This is a genomic window from Vibrio sp. 10N.286.48.C11, from assembly GCF_041469805.1.
Taxonomy (GTDB): domain Bacteria; phylum Pseudomonadota; class Gammaproteobacteria; order Enterobacterales; family Vibrionaceae; genus Vibrio; species Vibrio crassostreae_C.
On the sequence record NZ_JBFRLK010000018.1, the window covers coordinates 1 to 21,488 of the forward strand.

Here is a 21,488-nt window from a genome sequence, read left to right on the forward strand (position 1 = left end):
TACACCTGCATCAGTCGTAGGGCCAAGCAAGTTGAGGTCTCATTTAAGACTAAAACGAGAGGAGCGATACAACACCTAGCCATTGATGCAACTGGCCTTAAGGTTTATGGCGAAGGTGAATGGAAAGTCAAAAAACACGGTACGGATGGCAAGCGTAGAGTCTGGCGAAAGCTTCATATTGCCGTCGATACCAACACTCATGAGATCATTGCCGCCGAGCTAAGTTTATCGACGGTTACAGATGGCGAAGTACTCCCGAACTTACTGAAACAAACACGCCGAAGTATCCTTGAGGTGTCTGGTGATGGCGCTTACGACACGAGAGCGTGTCACGCTGCTATTAAGATGAAGGGAGCCATTGCGCTTATTCCCCCAAGAGAAGGGGCAGCCTTCTGGGAGCGTGGTCACCCTCGAAATCTCGCCGTGGGTTGCCAGAAATTATACGGCTCAAATAGGTATTGGAAAGAGCGGTATGGATACCACAAACGTTCATTGTCAGAAACAGCGATGTATCGAGTTAAACAGTTGCTAGGAGGACGATTGAGCTTAAGAAATTACAATGCACAGGTGGGTGAAACTTACGCGATGATAAAAGCGTTGAACAAGCTTACTGGGTTAGGTATGCCTGAAACTTGTCGTATTGATTAAGAAATACGCGAAACGGGGTTGTTCTATCTTTAAATTTAATTACGCAACAAAGCCAACTTTACCTGCAAGCCAATTAGATACTTTCTTTTTTAATAGCACAGAAACACTTCACGTATAACAAAAGTTGGGAATACTTGGCTTATTGAATATTAGATTTTGTCGGCTTCTTAATAAACCGAACAATAAATAATCATTCAGAACAAAAACACCAAAAAGCGTTCATAAAAAAAGCAGTCAGTTAATAAGGGTATTTACAAGCGAAAGCCACCCTTATATTATACGCGCCATTGGAGGGATGGCTGAGTGGTCGAAAGCACCGGTCTTGAAAACCGGCAACCGTTAATAGCGGTTCTAGGGTTCAAATCCCTATCCCTCCACCACTTTAAAGAAAGCCGCTGAGAAATCAGCGGCTTTTTTGTATCTGGCGTTTGCGTAAAGAACTTACGTATTTTCCACTACGCCACCTTTCGGCTCACTTCAAAACGCCCAATCAATTGGTCTAAACGGCTCAATGCATTGCCCATCAAGGACACTCGACGTGCGAGTTGCTTAGTAGACAGTTGTAAGTCAGATATTGAACGTTGGGCTTTATCTGCCGTTTGTCCATTTTTCTGACTGTTTTCATCTAAGTTAGACATCGTGGTAAAGAGGTCACTCACCGCTGATTGAATTTGCTCACTGCGAGCATTTGAGTCGACTGTTAAGTTTCCTTTACTCACATTCTCGACACCTCGCTCCATGGACTCAACAGCACTGCGAGACTTACTATGCAGCTCTTTCATTAGGTCACTAATATGGTTAGCAGCTTGTGAAGTTCGGTCAGCCAGAGTTCTTACTTCAGAAGCGACGACAGAGAACCCTCTCCCGTGTTCACCTGCTCTTGCCGACTCAATGGCCGCATTCAAGGCCAAAAGGTTAGTCTGCGCGGTAATGTCAGTAATGATATCTATAATGTCAGACACCTTAGTCATTTCATTATTCACCTCATTCACGCTATGCGCCGAGCTTTCTACGATATTGCGAACAATCTCCATGCCTTCGACGGACTGATTGTACTCCTTCTCTGCGCTCAGGACGGCTTGTTTCATCACCGTGTCCATTTGCGTTGCTGAGACACTCGCATGAGTAATTTCGCTCTGTTGATACTGACTCAACTGAAGCATATTGCTTAACGCTTGTGATGCATCATCACTGGTTTGCTTCATCACGACACTGCGACGAAACATCGATTCCGAAACCTCTCTAACTTCGTGACTCGCATGGATCAACTCACTCACCGTGTTATCTAAATTGTCGATAAAACTGTTAGTCCAGCGCCCTAAGTTGCCAAGTTCATTATGACTGAATGTGGTGGGATCAAGTCTCCGACTTAAGTTGCCATCACCTTCAGCTAAGGTCTGCATTACCCCGGTCATTTCATGAATCTTCTTCGCTAGTGGTTTGGCGCTAACTAAACGGAATAAGCCCAATGAAAGCAACGCGCAAGCGAACATAATGCCACTCTGCATAAAAGGTGTGAGTGTATAAAGGTTGGCAAACAGTAATGGAACAAATAGAGGCAGTAGCATGCAGCTAATAAAGTGCTTAGATAAGGTATAACTTAGACTTCGGTCTCTGTAGACCTCTTCTAAATCGGACTCACACATCATGCCAAAGGTATCTGGTGAACCATCCAATTGAAAAGTGATACCTTTGCCAATAACGGGTATGTGGCGATAGTCAGAATACCCCGGATAACCAATAAACAAGTTATTGCCATTTTTAATGGTTTCTCTTACGCCTGGGTGAAGCTGATTAGTGGCTGGGTCTGTAAAACGAATCTCAAATTCGGTGTGGTGCTGGATCTTAACCGTTCCCCAATCAGTATGAATCCCTTGCTTTAAGTTCTCGCCGTGTGAAAAGGTATTATCTTCAAAGCGAGAACGAGAGAGCGCAACACCCGGCTGAGTATGAGGATCATGAATGGAGTCGACCATAAAGATATAGTTATCACCCGACTCGCTATAAATATGCCCCGCTTCTCTTTGAATAATGTCACCAATAACATCATTTGGAACACGACCACATAGGAATTGCGGCGCCCCTTCATCCCGAGAAAAGGGGACATAAAACATCAGCGTTACTTGGTCATGAAACGATGAACTCGAAGCCCCTACGTTCAACGTGCGTGGATCCATATACGGCCCATGAAGATAACGCTTTGAAGCCCCTTCAACTAAAGCCTTCTTGTCTCCAAGAGTAACCCCTATATGTTCATGATAACTCGATGCTTGTGCGATCCCCTTGGCATCGACGATCGCCAACTCAGAAAAATCCGTACTGCGTTTAAGAAGGCTAGCTAACGTCCCCTGAGCTTGTTCTTCCGTTCGACTTGCTAAATAAACCGCAGAGTCTTCTAAAAAATCCCATTGATTCTTGACCCAATTATGCAGAAGTTGAACTCGCGTGTGAGCAATACTTTCAAAAGCTTGTTCAAGCTCTTCCGTCCTACTTCTATTGAGGAAACAAGCTCTGCGCATAGCCAGTTTTCCTGTTGCGCCAAACCAATTAAGCCAACTACGTTCCTTGTCCGTCAGGTTCATTTTTATCCCTTGTGTTTTTATAGACACATGGGTAAAGCAATTTACAGACCACAATTAATCACACAAATACGTAACTAATTAATAAAAAAGAACTTTAAATGATCCATAATGGTGCAGCTGTGTCTTTTATGGTGCAATATGCGCTTATTTCACACCATCATTTCAATGAGCTATCAGGCGCCAATTTGAGAGGCTAACTGTAAACATGATAAGCCGCTTTTAACAGTTGCATGTGAATCGGCACCAGATCTTGGTGTTGAGTGCGGTATCCGCCACCGACTACGCTGGCCATCGGAATAGACTCTGATCTCGCTAATTCAATCATGAAACAGTCGCGTTCAAATATCCCTTGTGTCGAGACATTCAAATAACCCAGTTCATCGTCTTGATGGATATCGATCCCCGCATCATAAATAATCAGATCAGGTTGATGGTGAGCAATCGCTAACTTAGTGACTTGTTCAAAACAACGTAAGAACTCTGCATCTTCTGTTTCACGACTTAACGGCACATCTAAATCGGATAATGGCTTTCGTGCAGGAAAGTTTTTGTCGCAGTGGAACGACAGAGTAATGATGCCGTCGTTCTCTTGGCAAAGAGTTGCTGTGCCATCACCATGATGAACGTCGCTATCAACGATCAGCACTTTATCGATATGTTCAAAGGTCAGCGCGTGTTTTGCCGCTAAGACCAAATCGTTCAACAAACAAAAACCACTGCCAAAATCATGATGCGCGTGATGATAACCACCACTCAAATGAATCGCTAAACCACTCTCTATTGCCATTTCAGCGGCCAAGCAGGTTCCACCACTTGAGTAGAGTGTTCTTTCGATAAGTTGCTCACTCCAAGGGAAACCGATGCGTCTCATCTTTGCTGCAGGCAAATTACCAGATACAAGCAAATCGACATATTCACTATCGTGTACCTGCTTTACTTGTTCTATCGAAACAGGCATTGGCTGGAACATTTCGAATGCATTACCCCATTGTGGATCGCTATCCATTAGCGCCTCAACAGCACTATGCAACAACTGATATTTGTTGATTGGATAACGATGACCTTCTGGTAAAGGTAACTGCGAATAGATTGGGTGGTAAATTAAAGGAATCATAATCAGGCTAATTGCGTATCTTTCTCAAAATCATAACAGTCTCAGACTTGGCGACAACCCTAATTAAGGATAATGATTATCGTTACTATCAATTGAAGAAAAGAGATAACAATGAAAAACGTAATACTCATCTTTGGGGTGATCTGCGGCTCAGCGGCAGCAGTAATGATTTTTGTAGGAATGCTAATGGCCAGTTGGTGGAGCGTTGATTTTCTCGTGTTAAGCCATCAAACTTAACTAATTGAACTGAAAAGGAATCACCATGAGCGTTATTTTTATTACTGGAGCGAACCGCGGCATTGGCTTAAGCCTGACTCGACAATACTTGGAAAGTAATCACAAGGTGTACGCGACTTATCGTGATGACAATTCAGCAAAAGAACTGCTCTCACTCGCAGACCACAACACCAACCTTACCTGTATTCAATTAGAGATAACCGATTACCAAGCAGTAAGCCAACTCCCTTCGCAAATAGAGTCGATTGATATCTTGATCAACAACGCTGGCTACTATGGCCCTAAAGGCTACGGGCTGGGTAATACCGATGTTGAAGAGTGGCGTCGTGTATTCGAAGTCAACACGATTGCTCCACTGAAGCTTGTCGAAACATTATTGCCTCTACTAGCAGGCAGCAATATCAAAAAGGTCGCTTGTTTATCCTCTAGAGTCGGCAGTATGACTGAGAACACCTCAGGCGGCGGTTATATCTATCGCTCCTCTAAAGCCGCTCTAAACTCCGTGGTGAAGAGCCTAAGCAACGACTTAACCGATGATGGCTTTACGGTGTTAGCACTGCATCCAGGTTGGGTGCAGACTGAAATGGGTGGCCCTAATGCTCTGATCGACACCGACACTTCAGCTTCCGGCCTGATTGAAGTCATCGAGTCAGCGAATACCGAAGTGAGTGGTCACTTCTTCAATTTCGATGGCAGCGAAATTGACTGGTAATCCACAGATGAATGCAGGGCATCTCTCAAACCTAGTTAAGCACTCAACGCTGTTTTGTCTAACAGTGATGCTAGCTGGCTGTTTCAGTGATGGCCCCGGCGACTTGTTCGACGACTATCAAACAAAGATAGCCAGAGTACAAGATGCTGACGAGATAATAGAGGAATGGGAATTTGAAAGCCTACCGAGAAAACGAGAACTGCTGCTTGACGTGCCCTCACTCTCTATCGGCCTCATCGACAGCTACCAGCTTCGTCAGTGTGGATTGTTCAATCTGATTGCAGAAAGAAATTCGGTTCTGGGCAAGGTCGCGGATGAGTTTCGTAATTACGATTATCAAGTCGCGCTACTTGAAGGCGTGGGCAAATGTTTATCCAGTAATGAATTAGACCCAGAGATCGTAGAATTACTAAGAGAAATTGAGCAACAGAAACTCGCACAGTTTCCACTGCATCAATGGAATCTCATCTATGCCAGCGATGCTATGCAGTCGCAAATGCGTGGTAGCCAGTGGTTGCGTGCTGATATCGGAGAACAAGTTCGACAAACAGGTGACGCACTAGAGCATATCAATCTAGCGTTAAACACACCGCTCGCTTCCGGTAAAACCACCGCAGTTCAAGAAAGATTAGAGAAGAGTTCGACGCTTGGGGATTTGTACTACTCGCTCGCTCGGGCGTCAGTTGAGCTTGATACCATCACCAAACAGCTGACAACTTTTGATGACAAGATCATCTGTGGTAAACAACGAGACACCACTAAGTTTCGCTATCTCAACAATGTGTTCGAACAACAGTATATTGACAAGGTTCAGCCTTACATGGCGCAACTGGATGGCTACTATCAGCACATAGCCCCGCAACTAGGAATGTTTGACGCGCAACCTGAACTGCACAGTTATTACTTTCCCATCCAAGATGCACATCAAGCCTTTCGATCATCCACTCGTCGCCATGTTGACTATTGGCAGCAACTGTTTAAACGTTGTGGCCGTAAAGTCGGTCGCTAATCCTAACCTCAATAAGTCTTAGCTTTTAGTGCTCTTTTTAGCGGAAGTACCTTTCTTAGCATACGTACCTGTCTTGGCGTAAGACTTCTTCGCCCCACCGCCTTTACGGCGTTTGAAGGCAGGTCTCTCGACTTTAGGAAGGTGGCGGAGTGATTCAGGAACTTCTCCCGTTTTTACTTTACCCATTAAACCATCAATCTTGCTTTCTAACGCTTGCATGAAAGGCTGATACGCTTGATTTCGTTCTGCCATGCCTTGCAGCTGGTGCTCCCAATGTGCCGTCATGTCTGGGAAGGTAGAATCCTCAGGTAAGGCATGAATCAAGCCTCTGCCCGCAGGGCTACTGTGAATACTCTTACCTTGGCGCGTTAGCAGCTGCCTTTTGAATAGAGTATCTAGAATACCCGCACGGGTTGCTTCTGTGCCAAGGCCATCGGTTTCTTTCAAAATGCCTTTGAGATCTTTGTTCGCAACAAAACGCGCGATACCTGTCATCGCTTGAAGCAATGTCGCTTCCGTGAAGTGTTTTGGTGGCTCAGTTTTCTTATCACCAATCACGCCTTCACGGCACGTCAACACCGTACCTTTATCCAATGGAGGAACCGTATCCGTGCCATCCCCTTTTTCTTCGGTATCCGTTTTACCCATCAACACCTTCCAACCCGGGTTGATAAGCTGACGCCCTTTTGCGATGAACACGCCACCAGCGATATCAAAGACCAGCTTAGCATCAGCAAAAACCGCAGGTGGGTAAAACTGCATTAGATACTGACGAGCGATTTGCTGATAGATTTTCATCTCGTTGGCAGACAGGCCGTTCACCGATGACTTCTTCGGAGTAGGAATAATCGCGTGGTGAGCATCGACCTTACTGTCGTTCCATGCTTTTGATTTAAGAGAAAGGTCCGCACCTTGAGCGCCACTTTGCAGCTCTTTGGCATTGTTAGCGATAGCGTCTACGATCGACTCTCGCTGTGAGTAGTGCTCTTTAGGCAAATAGCGGCTATCAGAACGTGGGTAAGTGATGAGTTTGTGTTTCTCGTACAATGACTGACACGTGTCTAACACCTGCTGAGCACTCATACCAAAACGCTTAGACGCATCAATCTGCAAAGCTGACAGCGAGTAAGGCAGTGGCGCAGCTTGTTTACTTTGCTTTTGCTCTGATTCCGTCACCGTCGCGGGTTGATTCGCAATTCGGTTAGCCACATTCTCAACCAGCTTTCGATTGAGCACGCGCCCTTCTTCATCTTGCCATGGTTTACATGCTTCGCTTGGCTTCCAACGTGCGCGAATATCAAAGCTCTGGCCGTTATTTTGATAAGGGATCAAAGCGTGCAGCGTGAAGTAATCTTTGGGAATGAAATTTTCGATCTCTTCATCGCGCCTTACGACCAAACCAAGTACAGGCGTTTGTACCCGTCCGACCGACAACACACCTTGGTAGCCGGCCTTTTGACCGAGTAAGGTATAAGCACGAGTCATGTTCATGCCATACAGCCAATCGGCTCTAGAGCGCGCTAATGCGGAAATAGAAAGCGGAATAAAGTCACGGTTGCTGCGCATTTGAGAAAGTGCACGTTTTACGGCAGGTAAGTTCAAGTCGCTGATCAGTAGCCTGTCCATCGACTCTTTCTTAGCCTTAGAGACTTTGCAGTAATCAATCACTTCATCAACCAGCAACTGCCCTTCTCTATCCGGGTCTCCGGCGTGAACAATTTGAGTGGCGTCCTTCAATAGCTTTCGGATCACCGTGAGCTGTTTGCTTGAAGTCTTACGCGGTCTTAGCTGCCATTGCTCCGGCACGATAGGAAGATCGGCTAAATTCCACTTCTTATAACGGTCGTCATAAGCATCCGGCTCAACCTGCTCCAATAAGTGTCCAATACACCAAGTCACCACATCCCCATTGCCACATTTGATAAACCCTTGGTCTTTCTTTTGTGGATTAGGTAGTGCAGCGGCGATCGCGCGGCCGAGGCTTGGTTTTTCAGCAATAATAAGGCGAGACATGTTTTTCCAGATGCTACAAACAATTAGAGCCACATTATCTAATGTGGCTCTAATAAATCAAGAAAAACTGGTTGTTTATACAGTTAGCATTCCACTATTCAAGCTTCTGCTTTCTTTATAAGAACTCAACAAACTTAGAGAAGTCGCGCTCTGGCACTTTCATTGGTGTACAGCCAGGAGTGCCTAGGTATAGGAAACCAACAATTTCATCGTCGCCTTCTAGGCCAAATGCTTGGTGTACTTCTGGGTGGAACATCCATTTACCTGAGCGCCAAAAGCCTTGGAAACCTTGTGCGACTGCAGCCATTTGCATCGCCTGTACAGCACACCCCGCAGACAGATGTTGTTCGATAGCAGGCACTTTCTCGTGCTCGGTGACTTTTGCAATCACGGTGATCACCATTGGAGCTCGGAACGGCGCTTTTTTTACTTTCTCGATAACCGCTTCTTCGCTGTCATCCGCTTCAGCGGCGCGCACCAAGATGTCTGAAAGCTTTTGTAGGCCTGAACCTTGCGCGATAACAAAGCGCCATGGTGTTAGTGCACCGTGGTCTGGAGCACGCAGCCCTGCTTTGATGATGTTTTCTAACGCCACACCTTCAGGTGCCGGATCAGAGAGTTTTGCGATTGAGCGTCTGTTGAGCAATAGATCCAAAGCATCCATTTGAAGTCCTTACTATTTCTTTATTATTTGTATACTTGAACTTTAGCACAGAATACAAACGATAATAAATCTCAACGGCTGTCCATTTAGGCTAGATTAGAAACAATAAAGGCTCCTAAATCTATGACTTAGGAGCCTTGTTCAAAATCTAACTCAGCAAATTAAGTAACAATATCTACTGATAAGATTACAGTTTGATAGCTGATTCTATAACTTAATCGCTAGCTCAACACCTTGACGAATTGCGCGTACTGCATCCAATTCACCCGCGTAATCGGCGCCGCCTATCACATGCAGTTTGCCACCAAACTCTTGCCACATGTCTTCGAATGGACGAACTGACACCTGACCTGCACATACGATAACCGAGTCAGCATCCAGCACCTGCTCTTTCTTACCAACGCTGATATGCAGACCTTGGTCATCAATCTTGTTGTAGCTCACGCCACCCAGTAGATTAACACCGCGTTTTTCTAGTGTGCGTTTGTGAATCCAGCCTGTAGTTTTGCCCGGACCTTTACCAACACGACCCGCTTTACGCTGCATCACCCACACCGTTTTATCGCTGAATGAATCAGGGTAAGGGTAAAGTCCGCCTGGGTGTTCCATATTCTTATCGATGCCCCACTCATGCAGCCAATCGTCTAGGCTGTGTGAAGTCGGTTCTGTCAGCATGGTTGCCACATCGACACCGATACCACCAGCACCAACAATCGCGACCTTTTCGCCTACTGGTGTCTTTTCGCGAATCAAGGTTTGGTAATCGACCACGTTTTCTTGGTCAATGCCCTCAATATCGAGCTTTCTTGGCTCTACGCCAGCAGCCATCACCACTTCATCGTACTTCAACAACATCTCAAACGTTGCTTCCGTATCCAGTTTCAGATTCACGCCGGATGCATCGATTTGGTTAGCAAAATAACGAATCGTTTCTCTGAACTCTTCTTTGCCCGGTATCTGCATTGCTAATCTAAACTGGCCGCCGATACGGTCATTTTTCTCAATCAAGTCAACCTTGTGTCCACGCTGGGCTAGTGTCGTCGCACAAGCTAAACCGGCTGGGCCTGCGCCAACAACCGCAATGGTCTTAGTCGCTTGCGCTGGCTGAACAACAATTTCAGTCTCGTAACAAGCGCGTGGGTTCACCAAACAGCTCGCACGTTTACCTTTAAACACGTTATCAAGGCAAGCTTGGTTACAACCGATACAGGTATTGATGAACTGAGCTTGGTCTTGAGCTGCTTTATTAACAAAATCCGGGTCTGCCAAGAATGGACGCGCCATAGACACCATATCAGCCTGCCCAGAGCTAAGAATACGTTCGGCCTCTTCTGGCGTATTAATTCGGTTACATGTCACCACTGGGATCGACACGTATGGTTTCACTTTTTCCGTCACCCAAGAGAATGCACCACGTGGTACTTGTGTCGCGATAGTCGGAACACGCGCTTCATGCCAACCGATGCCGGTATTGATAATAGTCACGCCTGCTTCTTCCAGCTTTTGAGCCAATAGAACAACATCTTCAAAGGTGCTGCCTTGCTCAACCAAATCCAGCATCGACAGTCGGAAAATAATAATGAAGTCGTCACCCACTGCTTCGCGAATCGATTTAACAATCTCCAGCGGGAAACGCATGCGCTTCTCATAAGAACCGCCCCATTCGTCGTAACGCATATTGGTACGTTTACAGATGAATTGGTTAATCAAGTAACCTTCAGATCCCATAATCTCAATGCCGTCGTAACCCGCGACTTGGGCGAGTTCGGCACTGTTGGCAAAGGCACCAATGGTCTTTTTAATCTGACGAGGGCTCATCTCACTTGGAGCGAACTTAGCGATAGGCGCTTTAATGCCAGACGCACTTTGCGCAAATGGGTGCATCGCATAACGACCTGCATGCAACAATTGAAGCGCAATTTTACCGCCGTGCTTGTGGACGGCTTCGGTAACAACTTGGTGCGCTTTAGCGTGCTTTACTTTACTGAATTCAGCACTGAATGGGGTTAATCTGCCACGTAAATTAGGAGAGAAACCACCAGTAACAATAAGGCCAACGCCTCCTTTTGCTCGCTCTTCATAAAACGCGGCGAGTTTGTGGAGACCTTCTTTATTTTCTTCTAAACCTGTATGCATTGATCCCATCAATACACGGTTACGTAACTGGGTAAATCCAAGATCGAGTGGTTCAAGTAAATGTGGGTACATGGCAGACATCACTTCTATTATTTTATCCTTGTGGTCTGACCACAGTATAGTTCAATTACCAAAAGTTCAAACAACCGTTTACATTTTTGTAACACCGATCATAATGCTGCACGTATTAATCGTTCAGAAGCCCTTAATTTGACTACACTTAATGAGAATATATATCGATTAACAATTCTTGGTGTAGTTTGAGCTTGGGAATTATCGTAGGATACTAAGCAGTTCATATTATTGAGATTAATGGTACTACGGCTTGTTAAAGCGACGTGATCTCACTGCGGAGACAGAATGAAAAAAATATTCAAATTTATAGGCATGTTCTTTAAAGGGATTTGGAAGCTCATTACGTTTGTACGTCTTGCGCTGGTTAACCTAGTCTTTTTACTCAGTATCGCCATCATCTACTTTGTGTACTTCCATTCAGATACGGCTCAACCGACGGTTCCTCAGGATTCGGCTTTAGTGCTTAATTTGTCTGGCCCTATTGTGGAACAAAGCCGCTATATCAATCCGATGGATTCGGTCACAGGTTCACTACTTGGCAAAGACCTTCCAAAAGAGAACATCCTGTTTGATATCGTTGAAACGATTCGCTACGCAAAAGACGATGACAAGGTTACTGGTATCGTTTTAGCTCTCAAAGAGCTGCCAGAAACCAACCTGACCAAGCTACGCTACATTGCTAAAGCATTGAATGAGTTCAAAGCAACAGGCAAACCGATTTATGCGGTGGGTGACTTTTACAACCAAAGCCAATACTACCTAGCCAGCTACGCAACTAAGGTCTTCCTATCACCAGATGGTGGGGTTCTTCTTAAAGGCTATAGCGCTTACTCGCTTTACTACAAAACGTTGTTAGAGAAACTAGACGTAAACACGCACGTGTTCCGTGTGGGCACTTATAAGTCAGCTATTGAGCCTTTCATTCGTGATGACATGTCAGACGCAGCGAAAGAGTCCGCTTCTCGTTGGTTAAGCCAACTATGGGGTGCGTACGTTGATGACGTCAGCAACAACCGTCAAATAGACGCTAAGACACTGAACCCAAGCATGGACACCTTCTTGAAAGAACTTGAGTCTGTGGACGGTGACATTGCAAAACTGGCCGAGAAACTTGGCTTAGTGGATGAGCTAGCGACACGCCAGCAAGTTCGACTAGAGCTTGCCGATGTTTTCGGCAGTGACGGCCAAGACAGCTACAACGCGTTTGGTTACTACGAATACCGTACAACCATGCTTCCAAACATGACTAGTGAATCACACGACGTTGCCGTGATTGTAGCGAGCGGCGCAATTATGGATGGCAAGCAACCACGTGGCACCGTTGGCGGCGATACCACAGCAGCCCTACTGCGCCAAGCACGTAACGACGATAAAGTGAAAGCGGTTGTACTTCGTGTCGATAGCCCAGGTGGCAGTGCCTTTGCTTCTGAAGTTATCCGTAATGAAATAGAAGCGATCAAGCAAGCGGGTAAACCGGTTGTTGTGTCGATGTCGAGCCTTGCTGCTTCGGGTGGTTACTGGATCTCGATGGGTGCGGATAAGATCCTAGCTCAGCCAACCACACTAACGGGTTCAATTGGTATCTTCAGTGTTATCACCACCTTCGAAAAAGGGTTGAACGATATTGGTGTTTACACGGATGGCGTTGGCACCTCACCTTTCTCAGGTCTTGGTATCACAACTGGGCTTAGCGATGGCGCGAAAGACGCGTTCCAAATGGGCATTGAAAACGGATACCGCCGATTCATCAGCCTAGTTGGAGAAAATCGCGGCCTAGAAGTCGATGCTGTCGACAAGATTGCTCAAGGTCGAGTTTGGACAGGTCAAGATGCGATTCAGAAAGGCTTAGTCGATGAGATTGGTGATTTCGATGATGCGGTTGCAGCTGCGGCTTCACTTGCAGAGCTTGAAAGCTACAACATCTACTGGGTAGAAGAGCCACTTTCGGCCACTGAACAATTTATTCAAGAATTTATGAACCAAGTTCAGATGTCGATAGGCCTAGATATTCAATCGATGATACCAAGCAGTTTACAGCCTGTTACTCAGCAGTTAGCTCAAGATAGCCAGCTGTTAGGCAACTTTAACGACCCACAAGGCCGATACGCTTTCTGCTTAAATTGCCAAGTTCAATAAGTTGAGCCAATAACTCAATAACTAAGGGGTGCCTCTGTGTGAGGTGCCTCTTTTTATTGCATGATAATTCGCTATAATCGCCCCCCTGTTCCCTACATCACACTAAGTATTAATCGCCATGGAAAGAAAACACATCTATATCGCGTACACCGGCGGCACAATTGGCATGCAGAAGTCTATTGACCACGGCTATGTTCCTGTCGCAGGTTTCATGGATAAGCAGCTAGCTGGCATGCCTGAATTCCATCGCCCAGAGATGCCTGAGTACACCATTCACGAATACTCTCCATTAATGGACTCTTCAGATATGACGCCACTTGATTGGCAGACTATCGCTGATGACATTCGCGCGAACTACGATAAGTACGATGGTTTCGTTATCCTGCATGGTACAGACACTATGGCTTACACTGCCTCTGCACTGTCTTTCATGCTTGAAAACCTCGGCAAACCTGTGATTGTTACCGGCTCTCAGATCCCACTAGCAGAGCTTCGTTCAGACGGACAAGCAAACCTGCTGAATGCGCTACACATTGCTGCAAACTACCCTATCAATGAAGTGACACTGTTCTTCAACAACAAGTTGATGCGTGGTAACCGCAGCACAAAATCACACGCAGATGGCTTCAATGCGTTTACGTCTCCAAACCTGAATCCATTGCTAGAGGCGGGTATCAATATCCAACTTAGCAATAACGTCAAGGTAAACGAACAACCTGAAGGTGCTTTCAAGGTTCATAACATTACTCCACAACCTATCGGCGTAATCACAATGTACCCAGGCATCTCACACGAAGTGATCCGTAACACGCTATTACAACCTGTTAACGCGATGATTCTGCTTACTTTTGGTGTGGGTAACGCACCACAAAACCCAGAACTGCTTCAACACCTTAAAGATGCCTCAGAGCGCGGTGTGATTGTGGTGAACCTAACTCAATGTTTGGCTGGCAAAGTCAACATGGGTGGTTACGCGACGGGTTGTGCACTAGCAGAAGCGGGCGTTGTCAGTGGTTACGATATGACACCAGAAGCGGCACTGGCGAAGTTGCATTATCTATTAAGCCAAAACCTAGGCTACGAAGAAGTGAAGACTCAGATGCAACAAGTGTTGCGCGGTGAGATGAGCTTATAACCTGTTCAAGGATTCACGTTAAACCCAATTATTCTATGAAAGTAACGGCGGTTTAACGTGAACTAAATCGTTTTATTGCTTATAAATAAACGAGTTAAACTAAAAGGGGTGGCACATTGCCACCCCTTTGTTGTAATTTAAGCTTAATGATTCGGGTTAACCCTAACAATGTCTTCTTGATCTGACTTAAACTGTTTCTTTAGTTCAGACTTAGATTTAAAGCTAATCTCACCACCAGCTGCAATCGTCATATGTTGAGCTTCAGAGTTATGTTTAGATTGGTATAACATAACCGCTTGCATACACGAGTCGCGCTGTTCTTTTGAGAGCGCCGTACCTTCTGGCCATTTACCCGTTTCAACTGCGTAGGTTAAACGTTCGTAGACCTCGGGTGTCATTGCGCTAAGAAGTTGTTCTGCATCCATGGTAAAGCCTTAGTTTTAACAATTTTCACCAGAAAATAACCCGTAACAGAATTGAGTCAAGAACCTGACCGATAATAAGTGCATCTGATCACAAGTGAAGGAATATGGAAATTATGAAATGGTTGGCGATTAGCCTATTGCCTTTCACTCTGGTTGGGTGTCTTGAAGGGAACAAAAATACCGATCAACTGTGCCAAAGCAATCCGGGTCTTCAGTGTGAACAATTGAACATGAACGATGGGCAATGTCGTGTCGCACGTACCGACCTCATCTGGCATCGATTTGAAGTTCAGAAGCAACCCACCGAAATCAACAAAATTAAAGAATTCGAATTAGTCACTGCCTACAAAAAGTGCCTAGAGCTCGCGGCACAGATCGAAACGATCGATCAATCTAAGCTGCAAGAGCGTCGCTTTACCTCTTTAATGCACAGTATCGAAGAGTCTGAGCGCATTGTTGATGAGCTATCGAAATCTGATACACCGGAAACGCTTTACTTCTTGTGGTCGCAAACTGGGGACACCAATGCCAGACGCAGTTTCCTACAACTAGAAGGCTCTGAAGCGTTAAACACAGCTGAGATGCAATATGCCTTGGCAACCTTCTATACCACCCGCAATCATATAAAGACACTTAAGCTACTCAATAATGCGCTAACGCTTTCTAATGGCTCGGTAGCCAACACTGAAATCTTCAAGTCGATGGCCAGTATCAACCACAGCCTGGGACATATGGAAAAAGCGTACGTTTGGGCAATGGTTGCCAAAGACTTTGACGTGCCGATTGCTTCTGAAGCCGAGCTCACGGTGTTGTACCATTTCGACAAGGCAACCTATAAGAAGCTAAATAAAGACGCAGATAACATCGTCGAAGCGATTGAGGATGGAATTTACAGCCCTTCAATCGTCCCGAGTTACTGATCGCTTCATTTATAGTGTTCTTACTTAAGCTTGTTATTCACCTGCTTTCAAATAAAAACAGCTACCTTTTTAGTAGCTGTTTTTATTTGTACTAGAGTTAAATCTGAAACCTTGGGCGTTTCAGCCTTCCTAAATCGACAAATGCGACCTGTAAGGATTAGACAATAGTTACAAGTTATTTCGTACTTTCGTCATTTTTGTTGAAAATTAACGACACTGAATTAACACAGAACCGTTCACCTGTGGTCTTCGGGCCATCTGGAAAAACGTGACCTAAATGGCTATCACAGGCGGTACAACGGATCTCTACACGCTTCATTCCGTGACTTAGATCTTCTATATAGCGTACTGCTTCATCATTCACTGGGGCATCAAAGCTTGGCCAACCACACCCAGAGTCATATTTGTTATCCGACAGAAACAAAGGGCTTTCACAGCATGTGCAGCTATAGACGCCAGTCTTATGGTTGTGCAGTAACTTGCCGCTATATGGGGCTTCAGTACCACGCTCACGACACACTGAAAATTCATCGTCCGTTAGGCGCTCACGCCAGTATTCATCAGGCTTTATCATATTTCCTCCCTTTTGAATCACGTTAATATCTCTCCACATTCTCAGTTATTATATTTACTTTTTTCTATAAAGGCTTGCATATGAGTCGTTTTGTAGCACATACTTTCTCACCAGGAAACATTGTACATATACACTCATAAGTGAATCATCATTTAGGGGTATTTTACCCAACTGGAAGGGTACAGAGCCACTTGCAATGGTCAATTTTCAATCACTTACACCCAATTGTTAAGAAAAGCGTCGCTTTTTTTTGACATTAAACAAGTTAAGTCGGATTATCTATTGCAGATGTATACTGGATTCTGTAATTTTACTACCAGTTATCTTTAATCAGAAATTAAGTTGTGGAGCAACTACAATGACTATCAAAGTAGGTATTAACGGTTTTGGCCGTATCGGCCGTTTCGTATTCCGCGCAGCTCAAGAGCGTGCAGACATCGAAGTAGTAGGTATTAACGATCTAATCGACGTAGAGTACATGGCATACATGCTTAAGTACGACTCAACTCACGGCCGTTTCAACGGTACTGTTGAAGTTGAAGGCGGTAACCTAATCGTTAACGGTAAAACTGTACGTGTTACAGCTGAGCGTAACCCAGAAGACCTTAAGTGGGATGCTATCGACGTAGACGTAGTTGCTGAAGCAACTGGTCTTTTCCTAACTGACGAGACTGCACGTAAGCACATCACTGCTGGCGCTAAGAAAGTAGTTCTTACTGGTCCTTCTAAAGATGCAACTCCAATGTTCGTAATGGGCGTTAACCAAGCATCTTACGCTGGTCAAGACATCGTTTCTAACGCTTCTTGTACTACTAACTGTCTTGCACCTATCGCTAAAGTACTTAACGATAAGTGGGGCATTGAGTCTGGTCTTATGACTACAGTTCACGCTACTACAGCAACTCAAAAAACTGTAGATGGCCCTTCTGCTAAAGACTGGCGCGGTGGCCGTGGTGCTTCTCAAAACATCATCCCATCTTCAACTGGTGCTGCTAAAGCTGTAGGCGTTGTTCTTCCAGAACTAAACGGCCTTCTAACTGGTATGGCTTTCCGTGTACCAACTGCTAACGTATCTGTAGTTGACCTAACAGTTAACCTAAAAGAAGCTGCATCTTACGAAGAAATTTGTGCTGCAATGAAAGAAGCTTCTGAAGGCGAAATGGCTGGCGTTCTTGGTTACACTGAAGACCAAGTAGTATCACAAGATTTCATCGGTGAAGTTCAAACTTCAGTATTCGATGCTAAAGCTGGTGTTGCTCTAACTGACAAATTCGTTAAAGTTGTATCTTGGTACGACAACGAAATCGGTTACTCAAACAAAGTTCTAGACCTAATCGCTCACATCTCTAAGTAATTTCTTTTTAGAAATCGCTTTAGATAAGCATTAGCGAAGACTGTTTTGATCAGACTTTGAAAAAGGCGACCTTAGTGTCGCCTTTTTAATGCCTGCTATCTTTTAAACCGCGTCTGTCTAAGCTCATCAAGATAGCCCAAACGCAAAATTCAATTCTAATACTGACTCTGCTTGTTACTCATGAAAACGAAAGCATCACTCTAGTCAGCATTTGAATTCAATTTCCTTAGAAGGATCATGTAATGGATTTATCTACTCTACCTGCACTGGCGGTACTTTCTGACAACGTCACTATCGTTGAACACGAAGGTGTAAAACTGGTTCGCGTTATCCACGATAAAGCAAACGCAGCGATTTCACTGTTTGGCGGCCATGTGGTGTCATTCCAACCGCAAGGTCAAGAAGACCTAATTTGGATGAGCCAACAAGCTAAGTTCGATGGTAAAACGGCTCTGCGTGGTGGTATTCCAGTATGTTGGCCTTGGTTTGGTCGCATTGCAGCACCAGCACATGGTTTTGCCCGTTCAAGTGAATGGCAATTGGTTGAACACCGTGAAAGCGAAGCTGGCGTGATTGTTAGCTTAGGTCTGAAGCCAAGCGAAGAGACGCTAGCAGTATGGCCTCATCAGTTTGATGCTCGCTTGAATGTTGAGATCGGCGAACAACTAAAAGTAACGCTGGACGTGAAGAACACTGATTCTCAGCCATGGACTTTCTCTGGTGCACTACACACTTACCTAAACGTTGGCGATATCCACAACACAACCACCACTGGTATGGGTGCTGAGTACATTGATAGCCTGCAAGGTGGCAAGATCTGCCAAGGTGGATCTGAACTGGTACTGACCGACACTATTGATCGCGTTTACACTCAGCCAGAATCACAAATCTGTGTTGCTGACAAAAAATTTGATCGCACACTGACCGTTGAAAATCACGGTCACAATTCAGCAGTACTGTGGAACCCTTGGGCTGAAGGGGCTGCGGGTATGGGTGACATGCAAGACGACGGTTACCTAACCATGTTGTGTGTTGAATCAACACTGCACGCACCAAGCCTAGAAGCCGGTAAAACACTCCGGCCGGGTGAAAACCACCAACTGATCACTGTGATTAGTGCCCAATAACCGTATAAATACAGTTATAAAAAACGATTTTTGAGCGGCTTTATGTCGCTCTTTTACTTTTTGGTTTTAGCTCGTTACACTTGCGCTGTCTATTCTCCTTTAGAGGTCTCCATGACTTACCAATGCCCTTTGTGTCACCAACCTTTATCTCAAAACGATCGTACGTTTAAGTGTGAAAAGAACCATCAGTTCGACCTAGCGAAAGAAGGCTACGTCAATTTGATGCCTGCGCACCACAAACGCTCAAAAGATCCAGGTGACAACAAAGAGATGATGCAGGCACGTCGTCGCTTCCTTGAAGGTAACCACTATGACCCAATGCGCCAAGCGGTGGTGACGTTGTGTTCTCGCTATCTACCAGAAGAGACGCCTAGCCTATTGGATATTGGTTGTGGCGAAGGTTATTACACCAACGAAATTGCTGTGAATCTTCAAGAAAAGAAAGGGGCTACTTTTGGCCTAGACATTTCTAAGATTGCTATCAAATACGCCGCTAAACGCTACCCTGCTGTCGACTTCTCAGTTGCATCAAGCCATCGCCTACCCTTTGCTGAAAACAGCTTAGACGGAATTCTACGCATTTACGCGCCTTGCAAGGCTGAAGAGTTACAACGCACCATCAAAGATAATGGTGTGGTGATCACCGTGACACCAGCTAGCCGACACCTGTATCAACTGCGTGATGCAATTTATGATGGCGTTCGCTTGCACGACGAAGATCCAGAAGTGATCGAAGGTTTTACGCTTGAGCATCAAGAGCAACTAAACTATATGATGGAACTATCGGGGTCAGATGCATTCGACCTGCTACAGATGACGCCGTTTGCTTGGAAGGCGAGTGAAGAGTTTAAACTACAACTCACCGAGGCAGAGCAATTCAACTGTGAAGCTGACTTTATGCTGCGAGTGTACCGCAAACAAACTTAATTGATATTGATTATCGTTTGCATTGAAATCTTATCTTGCCTCCTTTAGTATGCGTGTTCTTCAAGGAGGCATTTCATGCAACGTATTATTCTTATCGGATTAGCTACTCTTCTCACGGCTTGTGCTAGTCAACCTGCAAAAGACACTTCTCAAAAAGTGGCTCAAACGGAATCCGTTTCCACATTCTATGACTACCAGTTCGCTTCTCCACAAGGCGAAACACTTTCTCTCGATGCATTACCCGAGCAGCTGATTGACGCTGATGTGGTTCTAATTGGCGAATGGCACACGCATTCTGCCATTCACCGCTTCCAAACCGACTTCTTAAAAGCGCGCCGCAACGCAACATCAAACATTGCGCTTTCAATGGAACAGTTCACTCGAGAGCACCAAGCCACACTTGACCAATACTTAAACGGCGAAATTGGCGAACAAATTCTCATGTCTCAAGCGGCAGCTTGGCCGAACTATGAAAGTGATTACCGCGCATTAGTTGAGTTCGCAAAAACCAACGACGTCGATGTTATTGCAGCAAACGCACCAAAACCATTTGTGCAGTGTATTGGCCGTAAAGGATTGCCTTACCTAGACCAATTATCGACCGAGCAACGCCAATGGATTGCCGCCGAAGTGGATACTGGCGATAGCCCTTACAAAGAAAAGTTCATGGCTTCTATGCACCACGGTACGCCAGAGCAAACAGAAAAGCAGTTTGCCGCTCAGGTTACCTGGGACGAAACCATGGCTGAGTCGATTGTGGATTACCTAGCATCGAACCCAAATAAACAAGTGATTCACGTGGCTGGCAAGTTCCACACTGAGGGTGGTTTAGGGACAGCAGCATCAATTCTACGTCGTAACCCTGATTTAAAAATCGCCATCATCAGCCCAGTTGAAGCGATCTCAGCGGATAGCGGTGATTATCAGCTTGAAGTGCTTTCGCCACCGGCTCGCTTTGTTAAGAAAGAGAACCGCATGAAGGCATACAAGCATCTGTCAAAACGCAGCGCTAGCCTAGAGTGTGAGTAGGATCTGTTGATCCACTCTTCTAAGCGAAAGAATCGATGGGCTAATCCTAGATAATTAGCCCATCGTCACAATTTGATCACGTTCCCATCATTCATCCTAACTCTATCTAAAATCAAACATTCTTATCGGCACAAGACTTGCTTAGTAAATAGGCGATTTAACCAAGCAGACGAAAATGTAATGTGCGAATAAAAAACATCACTATCGATGATTAATTGCACAAGTTTTTCACACCTCTGCCGATACTATATTTAAGGATAGGTAAGGAGAGCGATATGACGCCAATAGGAACGAGTAATACTCAGCTGTATTCACCTTCGCAAATGAATGCACAAGCTAAAAGCACTGAAGCTGAAAAGCCTGCGCCGCTTAAGGTTGAGCAAAATACCGTGAAACTTTCTGATGAAGGCAAAGCCCTATTATCTGCCCTTAAAGAGATCGATAAAGAAGCTAAGAAAGTCGAAGCTGAAAACGCGACCGTTACCGATAAGGTTGAGTCATTTGCTCATGGCGCTCTAGGTATGGATCATCCAGATAAGATTGAACAAGAGGACGATGGTTCTTATTCAGCAGGGCAATACTTATCCGCAGCGGCAACCGTTGGTGGCATCTTGCTCGCTCTGATATAACGTTGCCCTCACTCTACACTATTCCTTCCACTGCCCTCTTTT

The 21,488-nt window shown here is 45.2% G+C and carries 19 protein-coding genes and 1 tRNA gene; 13 read left to right on the top strand and 7 right to left on the bottom strand.

Going from position 1 to position 21,488, the window contains the following annotated elements; translation table 11 throughout:
- The coding region (locus AB4209_RS06045; RefSeq protein ID WP_372055158.1) for an IS5 family transposase at positions 1 to 648 on the top strand (648 nt) is incomplete at its 5' end.
- A 289-nt stretch (positions 649 to 937) separates the two neighbouring features.
- A tRNA-Ser gene (locus AB4209_RS06050) sits at positions 938 to 1,028 on the top strand.
- Between the two features lie 75 nt (positions 1,029 to 1,103).
- On the opposite strand, the gene AB4209_RS06055 is transcribed toward AB4209_RS06050, so the two are convergent.
- Both AB4209_RS06055 and AB4209_RS06060 read right to left on the bottom strand, forming a co-directional pair.
- Entirely contained in the window at positions 1,104 to 3,230 is a 2,127-nt protein-coding gene (locus AB4209_RS06055; protein WP_017071092.1) for a methyl-accepting chemotaxis protein, read from the bottom strand.
- A 193-nt stretch (positions 3,231 to 3,423) separates the two neighbouring features.
- A complete protein-coding gene (locus AB4209_RS06060; protein ID WP_372055160.1) occupies positions 3,424 to 4,344 on the bottom strand; it encodes a histone deacetylase in 921 nt (306 codons plus the stop codon).
- Between the two features lie 111 nt (positions 4,345 to 4,455).
- Here AB4209_RS06060 and AB4209_RS06065 point away from each other — a divergent pair, with 111 nt between their 5' ends.
- From AB4209_RS06065 to AB4209_RS06075, 3 genes are read left to right on the top strand one after another with little or no spacing between them, the layout of a single operon-like run.
- Positions 4,456 to 4,581: a hypothetical protein gene (locus AB4209_RS06065; protein WP_017063447.1), complete on the top strand. Its 126-nt coding sequence runs from the start codon at positions 4,456 to 4,458 to the stop codon at positions 4,579 to 4,581.
- A 25-nt stretch (positions 4,582 to 4,606) separates the two neighbouring features.
- Positions 4,607 to 5,293 (top strand): SDR family oxidoreductase, encoded by a 687-nt coding sequence (locus AB4209_RS06070; RefSeq protein WP_372055162.1) that lies wholly within the window; start codon positions 4,607 to 4,609, stop codon positions 5,291 to 5,293.
- Positions 5,271 to 6,302 carry a DUF3080 domain-containing protein gene (locus tag AB4209_RS06075; RefSeq protein WP_372055164.1) on the top strand — a complete coding sequence of 344 codons (1,032 nt, stop codon included), beginning with the start codon at positions 5,271 to 5,273 and terminating at the stop codon, positions 6,300 to 6,302. Before AB4209_RS06070 ends, AB4209_RS06075 begins: the two co-directional genes overlap by 23 nt.
- An 18-nt stretch (positions 6,303 to 6,320) precedes the next feature.
- Here the strand turns inward: AB4209_RS06075 and AB4209_RS06080 are convergent, their stop codons facing one another.
- The 3 genes from AB4209_RS06080 to AB4209_RS06090 form a co-directional block, all read right to left on the bottom strand.
- Entirely contained in the window at positions 6,321 to 8,315 is a 1,995-nt protein-coding gene (locus AB4209_RS06080; protein WP_372055166.1) for a DNA topoisomerase III, read from the bottom strand.
- Between the two features lie 115 nt (positions 8,316 to 8,430).
- A complete protein-coding gene (locus AB4209_RS06085; RefSeq protein ID WP_372055168.1) occupies positions 8,431 to 8,979 on the bottom strand; it encodes an NAD(P)H nitroreductase in 549 nt (182 codons plus the stop codon).
- 207 nt (positions 8,980 to 9,186) lie between these two features.
- Entirely contained in the window at positions 9,187 to 11,196 is a 2,010-nt protein-coding gene (locus AB4209_RS06090) for an NADPH-dependent 2,4-dienoyl-CoA reductase (RefSeq protein WP_017070327.1), read from the bottom strand.
- Between the two features lie 279 nt (positions 11,197 to 11,475).
- Here AB4209_RS06090 and sppA point away from each other — a divergent pair, with 279 nt between their 5' ends.
- Together sppA and ansA are read left to right on the top strand one after the other, a co-directional pair.
- Entirely contained in the window at positions 11,476 to 13,326 is a 1,851-nt protein-coding gene (gene sppA, locus AB4209_RS06095) for a signal peptide peptidase SppA (RefSeq protein ID WP_102320043.1), read from the top strand.
- Between the two features lie 118 nt (positions 13,327 to 13,444).
- Positions 13,445 to 14,461, top strand: a complete 1,017-nt coding sequence (gene ansA / locus AB4209_RS06100; RefSeq protein ID WP_048611533.1) for an asparaginase — start codon at positions 13,445 to 13,447, stop codon at positions 14,459 to 14,461.
- Between the two features lie 143 nt (positions 14,462 to 14,604).
- On the opposite strand, the gene AB4209_RS06105 is transcribed toward ansA, so the two are convergent.
- Positions 14,605 to 14,886 carry a YeaC family protein gene (locus AB4209_RS06105; RefSeq protein WP_010437067.1) on the bottom strand — a complete coding sequence of 94 codons (282 nt, stop codon included), beginning with the start codon at positions 14,884 to 14,886 and terminating at the stop codon, positions 14,605 to 14,607.
- 113 nt (positions 14,887 to 14,999) lie between these two features.
- On the opposite strand from AB4209_RS06105, the gene AB4209_RS06110 reads away from it, so the two are divergent.
- A complete protein-coding gene (locus tag AB4209_RS06110; protein ID WP_017059380.1) occupies positions 15,000 to 15,806 on the top strand; it encodes a DUF2989 domain-containing protein in 807 nt (268 codons plus the stop codon).
- Between the two features lie 175 nt (positions 15,807 to 15,981).
- Here AB4209_RS06110 and msrB read toward each other — a convergent pair whose 3' ends face one another.
- Positions 15,982 to 16,419 carry a peptide-methionine (R)-S-oxide reductase MsrB gene (msrB, locus tag AB4209_RS06115; RefSeq protein WP_080582205.1) on the bottom strand — a complete coding sequence of 146 codons (438 nt, stop codon included), beginning with the start codon at positions 16,417 to 16,419 and terminating at the stop codon, positions 15,982 to 15,984.
- A 319-nt stretch (positions 16,420 to 16,738) separates the two neighbouring features.
- Between msrB and gap the strand changes: the two genes are divergently transcribed.
- The 5 genes from gap (at position 16,739) to AB4209_RS06140 (ending at position 21,446) form a co-directional block, all read left to right on the top strand.
- Positions 16,739 to 17,734 (top strand): type I glyceraldehyde-3-phosphate dehydrogenase, encoded by a 996-nt coding sequence (gap, locus tag AB4209_RS06120; protein WP_017059382.1) that lies wholly within the window; start codon positions 16,739 to 16,741, stop codon positions 17,732 to 17,734.
- A gap of 242 nt (positions 17,735 to 17,976) precedes the next feature.
- Entirely contained in the window at positions 17,977 to 18,861 is an 885-nt protein-coding gene (locus AB4209_RS06125; RefSeq protein ID WP_372050834.1) for a D-hexose-6-phosphate mutarotase, read from the top strand.
- A gap of 111 nt (positions 18,862 to 18,972) precedes the next feature.
- Positions 18,973 to 19,788, top strand: a complete 816-nt coding sequence (gene rlmA, locus AB4209_RS06130; protein WP_372055171.1) for a 23S rRNA (guanine(745)-N(1))-methyltransferase — start codon at positions 18,973 to 18,975, stop codon at positions 19,786 to 19,788.
- 75 nt (positions 19,789 to 19,863) lie between these two features.
- A complete protein-coding gene (locus tag AB4209_RS06135) occupies positions 19,864 to 20,817 on the top strand; it encodes a ChaN family lipoprotein (protein ID WP_372055173.1) in 954 nt (317 codons plus the stop codon).
- A gap of 275 nt (positions 20,818 to 21,092) precedes the next feature.
- A complete protein-coding gene (locus tag AB4209_RS06140) occupies positions 21,093 to 21,446 on the top strand; it encodes a hypothetical protein (RefSeq protein WP_372055175.1) in 354 nt (117 codons plus the stop codon).
- The last annotated feature ends 42 nt before the right edge of the window (positions 21,447 to 21,488 follow it).

What these genes read in the sequence shown, in the direction of transcription:
- AB4209_RS06125 (WP_372050834.1), top strand. Translation starts at nt 17,977, where the DNA reads ATGGATTTATCTACTCTACCTGCACTGGCGGTACTTTCTGACAACGTC.
- AB4209_RS06060 (WP_372055160.1), bottom strand. Translation starts at nt 4,344, where the DNA reads ATGATTCCTTTAATTTACCACCCAATCTATTCGCAGTTACCTTTACCA.
- rlmA (WP_372055171.1), top strand. Translation starts at nt 18,973, where the DNA reads ATGACTTACCAATGCCCTTTGTGTCACCAACCTTTATCTCAAAACGAT.
- AB4209_RS06070 (WP_372055162.1), top strand. Translation starts at nt 4,607, where the DNA reads ATGAGCGTTATTTTTATTACTGGAGCGAACCGCGGCATTGGCTTAAGC.
- AB4209_RS06065 (WP_017063447.1), top strand. Translation starts at nt 4,456, where the DNA reads ATGAAAAACGTAATACTCATCTTTGGGGTGATCTGCGGCTCAGCGGCA.
- gap (WP_017059382.1), top strand. Translation starts at nt 16,739, where the DNA reads ATGACTATCAAAGTAGGTATTAACGGTTTTGGCCGTATCGGCCGTTTC.
- msrB (WP_080582205.1), bottom strand. Translation starts at nt 16,419, where the DNA reads ATGTGGAGAGATATTAACGTGATTCAAAAGGGAGGAAATATGATAAAG.
- ansA (WP_048611533.1), top strand. Translation starts at nt 13,445, where the DNA reads ATGGAAAGAAAACACATCTATATCGCGTACACCGGCGGCACAATTGGC.
- AB4209_RS06105 (WP_010437067.1), bottom strand. Translation starts at nt 14,886, where the DNA reads ATGGATGCAGAACAACTTCTTAGCGCAATGACACCCGAGGTCTACGAA.
- AB4209_RS06140 (WP_372055175.1), top strand. Translation starts at nt 21,093, where the DNA reads ATGACGCCAATAGGAACGAGTAATACTCAGCTGTATTCACCTTCGCAA.
- sppA (WP_102320043.1), top strand. Translation starts at nt 11,476, where the DNA reads ATGAAAAAAATATTCAAATTTATAGGCATGTTCTTTAAAGGGATTTGG.
- AB4209_RS06085 (WP_372055168.1), bottom strand. Translation starts at nt 8,979, where the DNA reads ATGGATGCTTTGGATCTATTGCTCAACAGACGCTCAATCGCAAAACTC.
- AB4209_RS06090 (WP_017070327.1), bottom strand. Translation starts at nt 11,196, where the DNA reads ATGTCTGCCATGTACCCACATTTACTTGAACCACTCGATCTTGGATTT.
- AB4209_RS06135 (WP_372055173.1), top strand. Translation starts at nt 19,864, where the DNA reads ATGCAACGTATTATTCTTATCGGATTAGCTACTCTTCTCACGGCTTGT.
- AB4209_RS06110 (WP_017059380.1), top strand. Translation starts at nt 15,000, where the DNA reads ATGAAATGGTTGGCGATTAGCCTATTGCCTTTCACTCTGGTTGGGTGT.
- AB4209_RS06080 (WP_372055166.1), bottom strand. Translation starts at nt 8,315, where the DNA reads ATGTCTCGCCTTATTATTGCTGAAAAACCAAGCCTCGGCCGCGCGATC.
- AB4209_RS06075 (WP_372055164.1), top strand. Translation starts at nt 5,271, where the DNA reads ATGGCAGCGAAATTGACTGGTAATCCACAGATGAATGCAGGGCATCTC.
- AB4209_RS06055 (WP_017071092.1), bottom strand. Translation starts at nt 3,230, where the DNA reads ATGAACCTGACGGACAAGGAACGTAGTTGGCTTAATTGGTTTGGCGCA.